The following is a 15,382-nucleotide window of genomic DNA, read 5'->3' on the forward strand; positions in this document are numbered from 1 at the left end:
TCCCTGTTTATCCTTTGCAATGGCATTAATCTTTCCAAAAGAATTTCCGCTGGGAGTCCTAATTTCCTCGAAGCTTATTTTCTGCGACTGGCCTGTAACAAAAGCACAGCCTAGTGCCAGAAAACCAGCAAGAAGCACCAGAAGCCTAAACCGATATAAAGGAAAAGCCTTTTTCAACCTTTTTGATCTATATGGTGCTCTGCAGTTGGATGCAGGCCAATATTTACCCGTTGCGATATTTGGGAACAGAAAGTAAGGTCCCTGTAATTAGATACTTAAGATAATAATAAACTCGGAACCTTCACCAGGTTTCGAATGAACCCTGATTGATCCCCCATGCCCCTTGGTCACAATATCGTAACTCATGGAAAGCCCCAGCCCGGTACCCTCCCCGGTGGGCCTGGTGGTAAAGAACGGCTGGAAGATCTTGTCCCGGATGTTTTCAGGGATGCCAGCCCCATTGTCAGTGACCCGGATCTCAACCCCGCCTTTCGCCCTTCGGGTACTAACGGTAACCATGGGTTCATAGTGGCCGGGGGCCTCCTTTTGCTTTTCATTGACAGCATGGAAGGCGTTGGTCAGCAAATTGAGCAGCACCCGGCCAATATCCTGCGGAATTACGCTTACCTCGGGTAGGTCCGGATCAAAATCGGTTTCCATGGAAGCGTTGAACGATTTGTCCTTGGCACGGAGCCCGTGGTAGGCCAGGCGCAGGTATTCGTCCGCCAGCTTGTTCAGGTCGGTGGGCTCCTTTTTCCCATCGTTGTTGCGGCTGTGCTGCAGCATGCCCTTTACGATGCCGTCGGCCCGCTTGCCGTGGTGGGCAATCTTTTTGAGGTTCTGCATCAGGTCCTCCAGAATGGCCTTTGCCTCGTCCACGTTCCCTTTTTCGAATTCCTCCCGCATCTCCGCCAGCAATTCATTGCTTACTTCGGAGAAGTTGTTTACAAAGTTGAGCGGGTTTTGTATCTCGTGGGCAATGCCGGCGGTCAGTTCCCCCAGGGAGGCCATTTTTTCGGAATGGATCAGTTGTTTCTGGGTAGCCTTCAATTCCCCGAATGCCTTCTCCAATTTTTGTTTCGCCTCGTCCAGTTGCTTGAAATCCAGATGCCGCGCATAGGCCACAGAGAACGACTCGGCCAGGGATTGGGCAAGCTCAATATCCTGGAAACTCATGGATTCACGACTCCCTACATATAACATTCCCTGGGCAAATGGAACAAATTGCAGGTGGAGCATGTCAAAGTATGTGTCCTTACCCATGAATTCCGACATCCCCTGAATATACCCCTTGTCAACCAGTGACTTCACCCATTGCTCAAACTCCTGACGATCCCATTGTTCTCTGAAGATCTTTTCATCCCTCCAGTGGGATACCATGTCACGTATAATTTCCGATTCGTCAAAGGGGAGGCTGAGCATCCCGATGGTTTCTGAATTAGGCGTTGACAGGTAGGCATTAACGATTTGTACCTCCTGGTCTATAATGAATAATCCGCAGCGAACAAAAGGAACGTTCAGGTGCGTCAGCACATTCCAGAGCATGGGGGTGATCTGGTTCAGGTCATCCGCAGTATGCATGGATGCGATCTCCGCCCGAATGCCGTTGAGGGCCGATTGTTGTCTGGCCTGTCGCGTATGCGCTCTCAGGTTCTGAAGGTCCTGAAAGCGCATGTAAATTTGGCCAAATACTCCCGCTAGACGGATCAGGATGTTACAATCCTCTTCTGACAATGCTTCAGGTGTTGTCAGGTAGAGGGATCCTTTTGGGAAAAAGAACCAGTAAATATATTCCGCCGGGCTATATACCTGTTCCCGAGACTGAGAGAGGTAAATGGAGGTGGACTGGTAGAATTCACGCACTTCTTCCCCATTGAGAATGGTACGCATATAGGGGTCCCGGTTTTTCCGGGCAGGTATGATTTTTTCATAAACGGGGTGAATGTGTAAGCTGATGTAATCAAATATTCGCTTGAGGCCATCCGTTTCAGAAGTTGTGGTAAGCCAGAGCTCAATAGCATCGTTTTCCTCGTCGAATATGCCTACCCCGCAACGGATGGCTTGAATCCCGAGTTCTTTCAGGTTATGAAAAAATAACAACGAGGTGTCCGATAAACCCGAACTGCCCTGGATGGAAATGGCGTTTGAGCTGGCTTTCCTCAGGATGGTTTCAATAGCCAGATCCCGGCTCAATTGATCTAGCTGCGCCTTGTACTCGTTGGCTTCCCTTTGCAGGGACGCTATTTTTTGCTCAAGTTTGTCAGCCTTATTTTTCCCCATGGTTTGCTTATGAGCCTTTGGCGATCCCAGGGTTACTCACCTGTTGCAGGATCGATGATACTGCCTATCCGGGTGATCTTGTTGGCCGGAAAGCCCCCGAGTTTGGCATGTTCGCGGATAAGCTCTTCACTTGGGGCCATGTAGATGCAGTACATTTTATCCCCGGCGACATAGCTGTGGATCCATTGGATATCCGTACCCAATCTACAAAGTATTTCATTTGAGGTTTTGGAGGCTTGTTTCAGCTCCTCGGGGGAGAAGGATCCGACGTTGGGAATTTCGCGTTCAATAATAAACTTTGGCATAGGTTGTCTGAATTAAATATAAACGCACTTCTAAGATAGGCATAATTGTATTTGCTGCAGTGATCGGTAAACGGGTGGGCACATCATTTTGGTATTTTCATTAGCGATTTTCAGACCGTGATTATCCCTGTAACCCACTCATCGGCAGAAAGATGGTGAATGTACTTCCCTGCCCCGGTTTACTTTGGGCCTCCAGATTTCCCCCATGTCCCTTGGTCACGATATCATAGCTCATGGAAAGTCCCAGCCCGGTACCCTCCCCGGTGGGCCTGGTGGTAAAGAAGGGCTGGAAAATCTTCTCCCGGATGCCTTCCGGGATACCACCCCCGTTGTCGGTTACCCGGATTTCAACCCCGGCATTGGTCTTTTTGGTGCTGACCGTAACTGTGGGCTGATAGCCTGCTTCCACTTGTTTCTGACGTTCCTGGACGGCGTGGAAGGCGTTGGTGAGCAGGTTGAGCAGCACCCGGCCGATGTCCTGTGGGATGACGCTGGCCCGGGGCAGGTCCGGGTCAAAATCGGTTTCCATGGAAGCGTTGAACGACTTGTCTTTGGCCCGCAGCCCGTGGTAGGCCAGGCGAAGGTATTCATCGGCGAGTTTGTTGAGGTCGGTGGGTTCTTTTGTGCTGTCACCGCTGCGGCTGTGCTGTAGCATGCCTTTTACAATCCCCTCGGCCCGCCTGCCATGGTGGGCGATCTTTTCCAGGTTCTGCATCAGGTCCTCCATAATGGCCTTTGCCTCGTCCACATCCCCTTTTTCGAATTCCTCCTGCATCTCTGCCAGCAATTCATTACTCACCTCCGAGAAGTTGTTGACAAAGTTGAGCGGGTTCTGGATTTCATGCGCAATGCCGGCAGTTAGCTCCCCCAGGGAGGCCATTTTTTCGGAGTGGATCAGTTGTTTCTGGGTGAGTTGCAACTCGGAAAGTGCGTCCTCGGCACGTTTTTTTTCTTCCTTCAGCTTCTGCAGGTCCAGGCGGGCCTGGGTGAGGTCCTTAAACCGGGAATAGGCCAGGGTAAAAACAGAGGCTGTGCGCCGGAGCAGCCCCCAGCTTTCTTTGGACAGATCGCCCTGGGTGGCTGCCCCAATAGCCCCATGTGAGAATTTATAAAGGTGGTAGGTCCGGTCCGGGATAACTTCACCATAGTAACCCCGGAATGCCTTTGAACGTGCTTCGGCGTAGGATATCCATTCTTTCCGTGCCTCCCCTTTCATCAGGATTGAAACCTGGTCTTCACAGGATATAAAAAATTTAAGTATTTCATTCCCCACCCAGGTGTCTTCCAGGTCCATGGAAATGGAATCTGTAACCATTCCCTTTTGCTCCTCCCGAAGGTCCCTGATGGCAAACCAGCATTCGGCTTTCTGCATTTCGCCATCGTTGATAAATATGCTGGAAGTCTCGAGTTCCTCCACACCCAGCAGGCCCATTTCCCTGCGCAGCACCTGCACCACCTCCTTCAGCTCCTCTGGTTCCTGCATCGCGAGGGCCCGGGCCCGGACCCGCTCCAGAGCGGTTTCGATCTTGGATTCCCGCGCCTGGGCTTCCATGTTCTTCAGGTCCAGGAATCGGGTGTAGGTCTGATCAAAGACAGTTGTGAATCGGTTAAAGATTTCATGCGCCCCCGGTACTTTTTCATAAGTTATAAATAAAAGGAAGCCATGGGAGAACTTACAGAGGTGGTTGATTTGGTAGGAGGGGAGTTCCAGTCCTTCATCTTCCAGAGCTGCAAAAGTGGGAGCCAGGTCCGGGAAGGATTTCATGTGATCATAATGATCCTGGATTGCCTGCCCCCCCAATTCCTGGACAAGGAATGTTTCATTTCCCCTTACGAACTCCCCCATCTCATCAAAGGAAGATTCGCCCCACAGGCGCAGGGTAAATGGGCTTTGCATGGTTCCCTCACTGCTCATGATGCAGGCCGCCGTCTTATTATCCGCAGCCTGAATATTATACCCGCAGCTCCAGGCCGGGATACCCAGGGCCTGGACTTCAAGGAACAGGACATTGGCCGCCTCCGGAAGTTCGTCACTGTGCTGCATGGCCATGGTGCGTGACCTTACTTTTTCCAGGGCTGCTTCGATCTGCGCTTCCCGGGCCTGGGCTTCTGCTTTCTGCAGGTCCAGATAGCGGGTAAAGGTTTGGCTGAAGGCCGATGCGAAGCGTTCCAGGACGGACCGAATTTCCTCCGGGAGGGGTGATTGCGTTATACTGAACAGATAACCATCCCGGAAGTGAACGTTCCAGTAGTATTCAATTTCCGGGAAATCCTCAGTATCGATTTGCACGGGGAAATCCGGTGCTGCATTGAGGACTTTGTAATATTCCGGGATATCAGAACCTTCCAGGATATATAAACTATTGGGTTCGCCTCGTTCCCAACAGTCGCGGCCATGCTTTAACAGGGGATGGCTGGACATGTCGAGGAATCCCTGATACAAAGTTTCATCTGTGTCATGTCCGTCGGCGGCCGCCCAGAGTTCACCGCGTTCGGACTGACTCAAAATGTTGATTCCGCAAACCAGGTGTTTATCGAGCCCCAGGCCGGTCAGTTCTTTGAAAAATGCAGCCACCGTTGCTCCGATGTCTTCCGTTTTTTGCATGGCCATGGTTTTGGCCCTCACCCGTTCAAGGGCAGTCTCGATTTGTGCCTCCCGGGCCTGGGCCTCGGCTTTCTTCAGGTCCAGGAAGCGGGTGTAGGTTTGCTGGAATACCTTCCCGAAACGTTTGATAATGCTGTTGTCCTCCTCAGAATAGGGAGTTCCGGAAAAGTTCTCGATATAGAGGGCAACATCCTCTTGTAATACGGTAGAAGCGGCCAGGCCGGGGCAACTGAAATAAAAATCGGTGGCTTCTCTGGTGAGCCCGGGGATATGCGGTAACAGCTTCTTGTAAAAGCTGTTCTTTTCTTCAAAGTTCAACTTTGTGGTGAAGAAATCCGATCCGTTTTCCTTTGCCTCCCTGAATTGACGGTCCCAGGGCAAATCCAGGTAGGGGACGGTGATCCTGGACGGGATATCCTGGTTGTCGGCGACCCAGAAATTCCAATCCTGCCCGGGGCTGTAATCTACCACAATACCGGCGTGATCTGCCTGGATTTTCAATAGCGCCAGCTGTTCAAAAATAACCCCAATTACTTCCTTCAGTTCTTCACTGGTTTGCATGGCCATCGACCGGGCCCGGATCCGTTCCAGGGCTGTTTCGACCTGGGCCTCCCGGGCCTGGGCTTCGGCTTTCTGCAAGTCCAGGAAGCGGGTGTAGGTCTGTTCAAAGACCTTGGAGAAACGGATCAGAATATCTTTGTTCTCCGGAGTCAACTCCTCCGGGCCTAAAACCTCCAGCATCCCGTATCTGTTGAAGGCATCATTCAGTACCAGGCGTTCCGGGGTAATAGCGTGTTTGGTAAATGCTTCCGGCAGGTCTTTGAAGTCTGTGTTCTCCAGCAGCCAGTGGCCGTAATCGGTTTTTTCGGCTCCTTCCATGGGGAAGGCCCGGTAAGTCACCCCTTTTTTCCAGGCATCCACCAGGTCGGTATTGTAAGCAAACTTTTCAATGTACGGAATGGTGTAACTTTTCGGGTATGTCTCATGGGTATAGCCTGAGAACCAATGCTCAGCGGCATAATTTTCGTCGTAGATAATTACCGCAGATGCATCAGCGCCAAAATCCAGTTCCTGCAATTGTTCAAAAATGGTTTTGATGACCAGCCTGAGCTCATCGCTTTTGTGCATCGCCATCATGCCGGCCCTGACCCGTTCCAGGGCCAGTTCGATCTCTGCCTCTCTTTTCTGCCGTTCCGCTTTCTTGAGGTCTTCAAATCGGCGGTAGGCCAGGTCGAAAACGCCTGCAAACCGCACGAGGGTCCGCAAATCTTCCGCCGGCGGCTGTGGGACTTCCCCGGGCAGGCTGTAACCGATCTCCCCGTGGGTGGTCCGGGCCATGACAAAGGTGAGCCCGCCGATGTGGCGGATATCGTCGTGGGAGGGGGCCTGGGGGTCCACCTGCTTGAAGTCCCCCAGGTCCACCATCTTGTCCACGTATCGGATGGCTGCTTCCGCATCCATGGTATATACGGTAGTGGGGGTATCGCTTTTTTCCCAGGAAGCCAGTTCGGGGATGTCCCCGTGCATGTACCTTGGGAGTTCCATCACATTGCCTATCCGCGTCCCGTCCCCCGAGGTCATAGCCTTGTCATAGCGGTCTGGCAACCAGCGCATATGCCAGAAATAGTGGGCCTCATGACCGAGTTTCACAAATTCACTGCGCATGGTCACCACAATATCGAGCAGGTCGGCGGATTCCTGCATGGCGGTGGCCTGTGCGCGAATCCGCTCCAGGGAAGCTTCGATCTCCAGGTCCCGGGTGCGTTCCCGGATTTTGGCTTCCAGCTCCTCATTTTTCCTTTTGAGCCCTTCTATGGGAACGGCCTCTTCTTCTGTAATGTCCGGGTCCGGAGTGGATCCATGAAAGTGGGTGATGACCCAATTTTTGTCCGTGTTTTCCAGAATTGTCGAAAGCCTGAGCAGCAGTCTAAGGTCATTGGCCTTGAAATAAAGCTCAAATTCCTCAACGATCAGGTAAATCGCACCTTTTGCCAGCATCTTTTCCAAAACGGGCTTCCGGCTACGCTCATAATCCTGATCCCGGAGCTGATCCACCTGGATCCGTACCATCTCCATCACCTGCTCCCGGCTTTTAAAAAACTCATGGGCGGCTGTACCGTAACCCATAAAAGCCGGATGCAGGATTTGCTTCAGGTCGGATTCTGGTTTGGCGCCAAAAAAGACTTCGATCATGCCTTCGTAGACCGGCCGTCCCTCAAATGTTTCGGGTACTTTTCGCGTGCTCATGCACTGGGGAGTTTAATGGTGAACTCCGTCCCTTTGCCTTCCTCGGAAGCTACCTGCAGGGTTCCCCCATGCCCTTTGGTGACAATGTCGTAACTCAGGCTCAATCCCAGGCCCGTTCCCTGGCCGGTGGGCTTGGTGGTGAAAAAGGGCTGGAATATCTTTTCCCGGACCTTTTCCGGGATGCCGCTTCCATTGTCTTTTACGGATACGGTTACCTGCCCATTATCCCTGGCGGTCCGGATGGAAACGGTGGGTTTGTAATCCGTACCGGCCTTCTGTGCTTTTTCCGTTACTGCATAGAAGGCGTTGGTCAGCAGGTTCAACAGGACACGCCCCATGTCCTGTGGGATCATGTCCAGCATACCAGCCTTTGGGTCAAAATCGGTCTGGATGGCGGCATTGAAGGATTTGTCCTTGGCGCGGAGACCATGGTAGGCAAGCCGCATATATTCATCCGCCAGTGCATTCAGGTCGGTAGGCTCTTTTTTGCCATCCCCGCTCCGGCTGTGCTGCAACATGCCTTTGACAATGCTGTCTGCCCGCCGGCCGTGATGGGTTATTTTCTCCAGGTTCTGCAACAGGTCGCCGGTCAGGGCTTCCACCTCTTCCATGTCCCCATTCCGTATTTCCTCCATCAGCTCCTCCAGTAATTCCCGGCTCACCTCCGAGAAATTGTTCACAAAATTCAGCGGGTTTTTGATCTCATGGGCGATCCCGGCCGTGAGTTCCCCCAGAGAGGCCATTTTTTCAGATTGGATCAGCTGGGACTGCGTGGCTTTCAGCTCGCCGATGGCCTGTTCCAGCTGGTTGAAATCCTCATAGCGGGCATAGGCAACGGAGAACGCCAGGGCAAGTGCCCGGACCAGTTCCATTTGCGTGGCCTCCAGGTGGGTATCACTCCCCACATAGAGCATCCCCTGTTTAAAGGGCACCATCTGCAGGACCAGGTGTTCCGGGGCATCTTTCCCGGACTGGTAACGCTTCCGGTCATCCACAAGGCCATGGTCCATGAGCACCCCGGAGAAATTGAGGAATTCCTCCCGGTCCCATTCCGTCAGGTACATCTCCTGTTTTTTCCAGTTTTCCACCAGGTCGCCAAACAGGGGGATCAGGCTGAAATCGCTGTGCCAGACAGCTAGGGACTCGCCCTGGGGATTGGAGAGGTAGGAGTGGATTTTCTGCTCTTTTTCGTCGATGATAAAAACCCCACAGCGGAAAAACGGGACGCCAAGCGTAGTGAGTTCCTTCCAGATCAGGGGGGTAATGCGTTCCAGGTCGGAGGTAGACCGCATGCCTGAAATCTCTGCCCGGACCCTGTCCAGGGATGCCTGCTTGACCGCTTCCTGCTCCCGGGCTTCCGCTTCGATCAGGTCCAGGTGGCGCCTGTAGGCCAGGTCAAAAACGTAGGCTGCCTTGCGCAATACCTCCAGGGTATCCCCGGAAGCCGGGGAATGGGTGACCAGCAACAGGGAGCCCCCTGTGAAATCTGCAAAATTCCAGTATTCGGAACGGTCGGAAAGGCGCCGGTTGTCGACGAACCCCACCCGCCTTTCGGCAATCACCGGGGCGTGTTCCAGCATGACCTGCTGCCATTGCTCGGCCATTTCCTTGGTAAATTCGATGGTGTATTCGGCCTGTTCTGAGCGATACATGTCGATCATATGCCGGATGGGGTCCATGGCATCCACCGGAAACTCCACGTTGGCGAGTACGATTTCACCGGCTTCACCCGGGGGTCGAACAGCGGCTATTGACTGGAAGGTGGGTGCCCCTTCCGTGTAGAGGTGCACCACGCTTGCTTCCAGGTCCAGCTGCCCCAGGGAATCGATCTGCCGCCTCAATTCGGTGATCACATCCATGATCTCGTCGGAAGTGCGCATGGCCAGCGCGCGGCTCCGGATCCGCTCCATCGCGGTTTCTATCTGTGCTTCCCGGGCGAGTTTCTCCGCATTTTTCAGGTCGAGGTACCTCCGATAGGTCTGTCCGAAAAGGCTGGCGAACCTGCCCAGGATTTTGGTGGCCTCTGCCGTCAGCGGGTTGCGGGTAAAAGAGAACAGGATCCCTTCCCGGAAATAGAAGCTGTTGTGGAAATGGGGAGGCTGCAGGGTGTCCAGGTCCGTATACAGGGGATATCTCTCTTCTTTGTTCAGCAGGTCATAATACCGGGTCAGGTCGGGGCCTTTCAATTCGTAACTAAAGGTGGAATCCCGGTTCTTCCAGGCTTTCTGAACCCCCCGGAGCAGGGGATGAATGCTCATGGTCAGCATGCCCGTCTTCAGGTCCACCGAGCCTTCCTCAGCGGAAGCGGCGGACCAGGTTTCCATCATTCCTCCTTCCTCGTCTTCATATCCTTCCAGAATGCCTATACCACACCGGATCGATGTGTCCAGGCCCAGCCTGGTCACTTCGTCGAACAGCGTGGTAACGGTCTCCCCGACGTCCTGGCTGTTGTGCATCGCCATGGTTTTGGAACGGACCCGCTCAAGGGCCGCCTCGATCTGGGATTCCCGGGCCTGGGCTTCTGCTTTCTGCAGGTCCAGATAGCGGGTAAAGGTTTGGCTGAAGGCCGATGCGAAGCGTTCCAGGATGGACCGAATTTCCTCCGGGAGGGGTGAATGCGTTATACTGAACAAATAACCATCCCGGAAGTTAACGCACCAGTAGTATTCAATTTCCGGGACATCCTCAGTATCGAGTTGAACGGTAAAGTCCGGTGCTGCATTGAGTACTTTGTAATATTCCGGGATATCGGAACCTTCCAGGATATGTGAACTATAAGGTTCGCCTCGTTCCCAACAGTCGTGGATATCCTTTAACATGGGATGGCGGGACATGTCGAGGAATCCCTGATAAACAGTTTCATCTGAGTCATGTCCGTCGGTGGCCGCCCAAATTTGGCCGCGTTCGGACTGACTCAAAATGTTGATTCCGCAAACCAGGTGTTTATCGAGACCCAGGCCGGTAAGTTCACCGAAAAATGCAGTCACCGTTGCTCCAATGTCTTCCGTTTTTTGCATGGCCATGGTTTTGGCCCTCACCCGTTCAAGGGCAGTCTCGATTTCGGCCTCGCGGGCCTGTGCTTCTGCTTTCTCCAGGTCCAGGAAACGGGTATACGCCTGTTCGAAGACCCTGGCGAACCTGCCGATTATGGCGTTTTCCTCTACCGAATAGGGTTGGGCCTTGTAATTGCCAACATAGAGGTTGATGTTTTTAAGTATAAAGTTAGACCGGGCATAACCGGGTGCATTAAGCAGTTTTTCCTCGATTTCCTCCGTGTAGTATTTAGGATCGGTGTGTTTGAGGATGTGCCGGACAAAAATCCGGTTTTCCTCTTTGGTCAGCACATCGGCGAAAAAGGAGATCCCTTCTTTCGTAGCTTTCCGTACGCGGTTGGGCGCCGGGTGGTCGATATAGGGAACGTCAATAATGAAGGGCTCGGGCATGTTGTAGCCTGCAAGCCAGAATTTCAGGCCTCCCTCCAGGATATTCGGACCCAGGCTGACATTGTTGTATCGAATATCCAATTTCTCCAGCTGTTCCGCGATAACGCGAATAACCTCGAGCAGCTCCTTGCTGTGGTGCATGGCCATGGTCCGGGCCCGTACGCGCTCCAATGCCAGCTGGATTTCCGATTCCCGGGCCTGGGCCTCGGCCTTCTGAATATCCTGAAACCGTGTATAGCATTGGTTGAAAACTTTTCCGAAGCGTTCCAGAATAGAAAACTTTTCATCGGGTAATGGCTCCAGCCGGGCAATAAATAAGACTCCGAAATCATTAAAAGTATTATACAGGAAAATCTTTTCGGGCCTGACCATGGCAGCCTTTACTACTTCTGGCAACCTTTTTAGTCCGGTATCATTAAAAAGGATTTGAGTCCAGTTCTCCTTGTATTCCCCTTCCAGTATGTAGAGATCCTTGGTTCTTCTTTCCTCCCAGGCTTTCCAGTATTCATTGTAAACGGGGTCGTCCTGGTCGGAAATGAAGTAACACTCCGAACCGCTTTCTGCCTCGGGATTTGCAGCCCACCAGTGAACGGATCGGTTTTCGGGATGGTAAATCCATATTACAGCCCGCTCCATTTCGATTTCCAGGGAGGTGAGTTCCTCAAAGACTTTTGAGAGAATGACATTGAGTTCGCTGGATTGGTGCATTGCCATTGATCGCGCTCGTACCCTCTCCAATGCTGTTTCGATCTGGGCCTCACGGGCGCGTTCTTCTGCTTGTTGCAGATCCAGGAACCGCTGGTACACCCTGCCGAATTCCGTGGCAAACCGGAGGAGGATATCCGCCTCTTCCGGGGTGGACTCCCGGGTCTGGTTGAGCCCGAGAAATCCGAATTTACAGTAGGCCTGAGTAGCATACAATCCATTGGGGAAGTCCTTGGGCGAGACCTGGTCCCCTTCCGGGAGCTTTGAAAAAATCCCGTCGAAAAGTTCCCAGAGCGCATCGAGTCCTTCCGGTGGGACTTCAAACCGGTTCACGGGTTCCGGATTGGACGCTTTCAGGGATTCGGCCACATGGGCCCAGTGCTCCGAAGCATCCAGTGCGATCGTTTCCTCCGCCATGATGCGCTCGCCGTTCCGCCCGGTCATCCGGTAGGTAAACCGGTCGTTCTCCAGGTCAAGCAGGGTAAGGTGCGCCCAGACAGTTTCCACGCCCAGCAGTTTCAACTGCTGGAAGACGACGGTCAGTACTTCGGTCAGTTCCGTGGATTCCTGCATGGCCATGGTGCGGGCCCGTATGCGCTCCAGGGCGAGCTGGATCTCGGATTCCCGCGCCTGGGCCTCGGCTTTCTGCAGATCGAGGAAACGCGTATAGGTTTGTTCAAAAACGGTTCCAAAGCGTTCCAGGAGTTTTACCGATTCGGTTGAAAGGGGTTCCGGTGAAGAAACCAGCAATCCCCCGTGTTTGAAAAAGGCACCTGTATGTACCCTGCGGTCCCTAATCAATTCATCTTTGAAAGGCATCCGGATTTCCTCCTTCAGATATTTGATCCACTGTTGCAATTCTTTGCCGCTCAGGTCGATTTCCAGTGATTTCTTTCCCTGCTTCCAGGCAGCATAAACCTTGGAAATGGTAGTTGGTTCTTCAATGCTGCCTTTAAACAGGTGATCGATCTGCTGCCCGCCCTGTTCGGTTGACCACCATTCAAAAACGCCTTCATCTTCCCTGACAATTCCAATATTCAGGCGTTCCAGGGACGTTCCCAGGCTGTTTATCTGTTCAAAAAGTACGGCAGCCACTTCGCCAAGCTCCTTACTTCGATGCATGGCCATGGTGCGCGCACGAACCCTCTCCAGGGCGGCCTCGATCTGGGCCTCACGGGCCTGTTCCTCTGCGTTTCGGACATCGAGGAAGCGTTGGTACAGGCGGCCGAACTCCCGGGCAAAGCGGATGAGTATCTGTTTTTCCTCCTCGGTGGGAGGGCGGTAGTGGTTAAAGCCGATATAACCGAATTTGCAATAGCCCTGGACCGCATATCCCCCGTCGGGGAAGTCTTCGGCCCTGATGCGCTCCTTCTCCGGCATGGCGGAAAAGGTTTCCTCGAACAGTTGGAACAATTCAGGCAACACCTCCTTGGGGTAGTAAATTACTTCTACGGCATCCTGTTTGTCGTTTTTCCATTTCTCTGCCAGATCCTGCCAGATATCCAGCGAGTCCAGGTCCACCACCTGCTGGGTCTGCATGCGGCTGCCGGCCTTGCTGGTGGAGCGGTAGGTAAAGGTGTTGCTTTCAATGTCAAAAAGACTCAGGAAAGCAGTGACGGGCTTGATGCCCAGCACTTCGAACTGCTGGAAGAATACCTTCAGCACGTCGTTGAGTTCATCAGAGCTGTGCATGGCCATGGACCGCGCCCGGACACTTTCCAGTGCCGCTTCTATTTCGGCTTCCCTTGCGGCCGTTTGGAGGGCATTGAGTACCTCCCGGCGTTTTTCTTCCGGGAGCTCCCCGGTCCTGGAAAGGATTTTCGCCAGTTCGGAAAGCGTTTTTTTGTTATCCATACGATTTCCCTGGGTTTGGTGCTGGGGCCGGCCTGCCTGGATCTGCAGATCAGATGCTGCAGCCGCCCCTGGGATCGTGCTTGGAAGGTACTAAAAAATGCCGCTTCAAATGCTATTCGGTTCCGGAATGACCCCGCAACCGGGAAAAGGTTTGCCTGGGACTGGCAACCATCAGGGGTTCTGGCTCAGGAAGAGGTAACCCGCCGCGCTCATCAGCATTACCAGGGACATGAGGATGGCGGCTACGATATCCCAGGCCACGTGGGACTTTTTGTACCAGATAAACAAGAAGATGGACAGCAACAGGGATTGAAGGAGTAATTCCGGCAGAAAGATGAATTGCTGGTACCAGGGTATCTGAGTGTATATCATGCCATCGACCGAGCCGGGTGCGGGTCCGAAGGTTGCCAGGATGCCCAGGCCGACGAACAGGAGCCACAGGCGAAACCATCCGAAGTTGCCTTCCAGGAAGGTTTTGCGGAACGGCCAGAGGACAATGGCAAAGATCAACCCGCGAATAAACTGCAGGCCAGGCCCAAGGGCGGTTACCGGGTCGTCTGTGGGCCTCATAAAGCCCTCCAAAGCCCCTGTTGCGAACAAATCCCGGTAATCCAGCGCATACAGGGCAAGCATGCCAACTGCAAAATAGGAGATGGTATGCAGGGCGATGAGCCGCCAGGCAAAGACGATGAACGGAGCGCTGTTTTTTTTCATACGATTGAACTTCCTCCGGGTTGGCTCCCCGGAATTTATTTGCTCAAGATATCACAGACCTGGATCATAAATGATGACAGATATCAGTTTACCCGATTCCCGCAGATCAGGCCTTTGGGTTACCAAAAAGAATAAAGGGTATTGAGTTTGGTTGCAACTTTTAGTAAATTACACCCAAACAAATTTGTATATAATGGGAAAATTTGAAGTCAAAACAGACAAAGCGGGCAAGTTCCGGTTCAACCTGAAATCGAGCAACGGACAGGTAATCCTCAGCAGTGAGGCCTACAATAGCAAATCGGCCTGTGACAATGGGATCGAATCCGTAAAGAAGAACTCTCAGGACGATTCCAAATACGAGCGGGCCACCTCCAGCAGCGGCAAGCCCTACTTTAACCTCAAGGCAGCCAACGGCCAGGTTATCGGAAGCAGCCAGATGTATTCCAGTGAAAGCGCCATGGAAAACGGTATTGAATCCGTAAAGAAGAATGCGCCGGGAGCAGCCGTTGAAGAGGCATAAACCAAAATAAGTCGGCCCCATGGGTTTTCCCGGGCGCTGAAAATAAAAAAAGGAGGCCTTCGGGCTTCCTTTTTTATTTTTGGCAGCCACGATCCCAGCCCCTGCGAACCGGCAGGATGGGTTACCTTTGCATCCCGAAATCCCATTTATGACCAAAATCCTCCTCCTTTCCGACACGCATAACCATATGGACGAGCGCATCCTGGAATACGCCGGCCAGGCCGACGAAGTCTGGCACGCAGGGGATATCGGTTCCCTCCGGGTTACCGATGCCCTGCAGAAAGTCAGTCCGGTTCGGGCAGTCTACGGCAATATCGACGGCAAGGAGGTGCGCAGCGAATTCCCACTGGATGCCCGTTTCCGCTGCGAGGAGGTCGACGTGTGGATCACCCATATCGGCGGTTACCCGAAGCGGTACGACCCCAGGGTCCGGGAACCCCTTCGGAGGAATCCTCCCAAACTTTTTATATCGGGGCATTCGCATATTCTCAAAGTGCAATTCGACAAGGATCTGGACCTGTTGCATATGAATCCCGGGGCCTGCGGAAAGTCTGGTTTCCATCAGGTCCGGACCATGCTGCGTTTCGCGATTGACGGAGCGGATATCCGGGAGCTGGAAGTGATCGAACTTGGGAAAAGGGGGTAAGAGGGCCGCCATCCTCCGCCCCATTTTTAAAATACACGGTTATCCCGCAATCCCCTATCACTG

7 protein-coding genes are annotated in these 15,382 nt (G+C 53.0%); 2 read left to right on the plus strand and 5 right to left on the minus strand.

Translation table 11 applies throughout. From position 1 onward, the window contains the following. Positions 1 to 267: 267 nt before the first annotated feature. The 5 genes from H7F20_RS15975 to H7F20_RS10630 all read right to left on the minus strand — a co-directional run bounded on the left by H7F20_RS15975 (position 268) and on the right by H7F20_RS10630 (position 14,153). Complete coding sequence (locus H7F20_RS15975; protein WP_255444062.1) at positions 268 to 2,280, minus strand: sensor histidine kinase; 2,013 nt, start codon at positions 2,278 to 2,280, stop codon at positions 268 to 270. A 32-nt stretch (positions 2,281 to 2,312) separates the two neighbouring features. Beyond that, positions 2,313 to 2,585: a DUF4242 domain-containing protein gene (locus H7F20_RS10615; RefSeq protein WP_185786160.1), complete on the minus strand. Its 273-nt coding sequence runs from the start codon at positions 2,583 to 2,585 to the stop codon at positions 2,313 to 2,315. A 121-nt stretch (positions 2,586 to 2,706) separates the two neighbouring features. Beyond that, positions 2,707 to 7,437, minus strand: a complete 4,731-nt coding sequence (locus H7F20_RS10620; protein ID WP_185786161.1) for an ATP-binding protein — start codon at positions 7,435 to 7,437, stop codon at positions 2,707 to 2,709. Next, complete coding sequence (locus H7F20_RS15885) at positions 7,434 to 13,439, minus strand: sensor histidine kinase (RefSeq protein ID WP_221898819.1); 6,006 nt, start codon at positions 13,437 to 13,439, stop codon at positions 7,434 to 7,436. Before H7F20_RS15885 ends, H7F20_RS10620 begins: the two co-directional genes overlap by 4 nt. A 171-nt stretch (positions 13,440 to 13,610) precedes the next feature. Continuing rightward, positions 13,611 to 14,153 (minus strand): hypothetical protein, encoded by a 543-nt coding sequence (locus H7F20_RS10630; RefSeq protein WP_185786162.1) that lies wholly within the window; start codon positions 14,151 to 14,153, stop codon positions 13,611 to 13,613. A 193-nt stretch (positions 14,154 to 14,346) separates the two neighbouring features. Between H7F20_RS10630 and H7F20_RS10635 the strand changes: the two genes are divergently transcribed. Next, positions 14,347 to 14,673: a YegP family protein gene (locus H7F20_RS10635; protein ID WP_185786163.1), complete on the plus strand. Its 327-nt coding sequence runs from the start codon at positions 14,347 to 14,349 to the stop codon at positions 14,671 to 14,673. Positions 14,674 to 14,821: 148 nt separating this feature from the next. Further along, positions 14,822 to 15,319: a metallophosphoesterase gene (locus H7F20_RS10640; protein WP_185786164.1), complete on the plus strand. Its 498-nt coding sequence runs from the start codon at positions 14,822 to 14,824 to the stop codon at positions 15,317 to 15,319. The last annotated feature ends 63 nt before the right edge of the window (positions 15,320 to 15,382 follow it).

The sequence above is a fragment of the Robiginitalea sp. SC105 genome (genome assembly GCF_014243345.1).
In the GTDB taxonomy this organism is placed as follows: domain Bacteria; phylum Bacteroidota; class Bacteroidia; order Flavobacteriales; family Flavobacteriaceae; genus Robiginitalea.

What these genes read in the sequence shown, in the direction of transcription:
- H7F20_RS15975 (WP_255444062.1), bottom strand. Translation starts at nt 2,280, where the DNA reads ATGGGGAAAAATAAGGCTGACAAACTTGAGCAAAAAATAGCGTCCCTG.
- H7F20_RS10615 (WP_185786160.1), bottom strand. Translation starts at nt 2,585, where the DNA reads ATGCCAAAGTTTATTATTGAACGCGAAATTCCCAACGTCGGATCCTTC.
- H7F20_RS10620 (WP_185786161.1), bottom strand. Translation starts at nt 7,437, where the DNA reads ATGAGCACGCGAAAAGTACCCGAAACATTTGAGGGACGGCCGGTCTAC.
- H7F20_RS15885 (WP_221898819.1), bottom strand. Translation starts at nt 13,439, where the DNA reads ATGGATAACAAAAAAACGCTTTCCGAACTGGCGAAAATCCTTTCCAGG.
- H7F20_RS10630 (WP_185786162.1), bottom strand. Translation starts at nt 14,153, where the DNA reads ATGAAAAAAAACAGCGCTCCGTTCATCGTCTTTGCCTGGCGGCTCATC.
- H7F20_RS10635 (WP_185786163.1), top strand. Translation starts at nt 14,347, where the DNA reads ATGGGAAAATTTGAAGTCAAAACAGACAAAGCGGGCAAGTTCCGGTTC.
- H7F20_RS10640 (WP_185786164.1), top strand. Translation starts at nt 14,822, where the DNA reads ATGACCAAAATCCTCCTCCTTTCCGACACGCATAACCATATGGACGAG.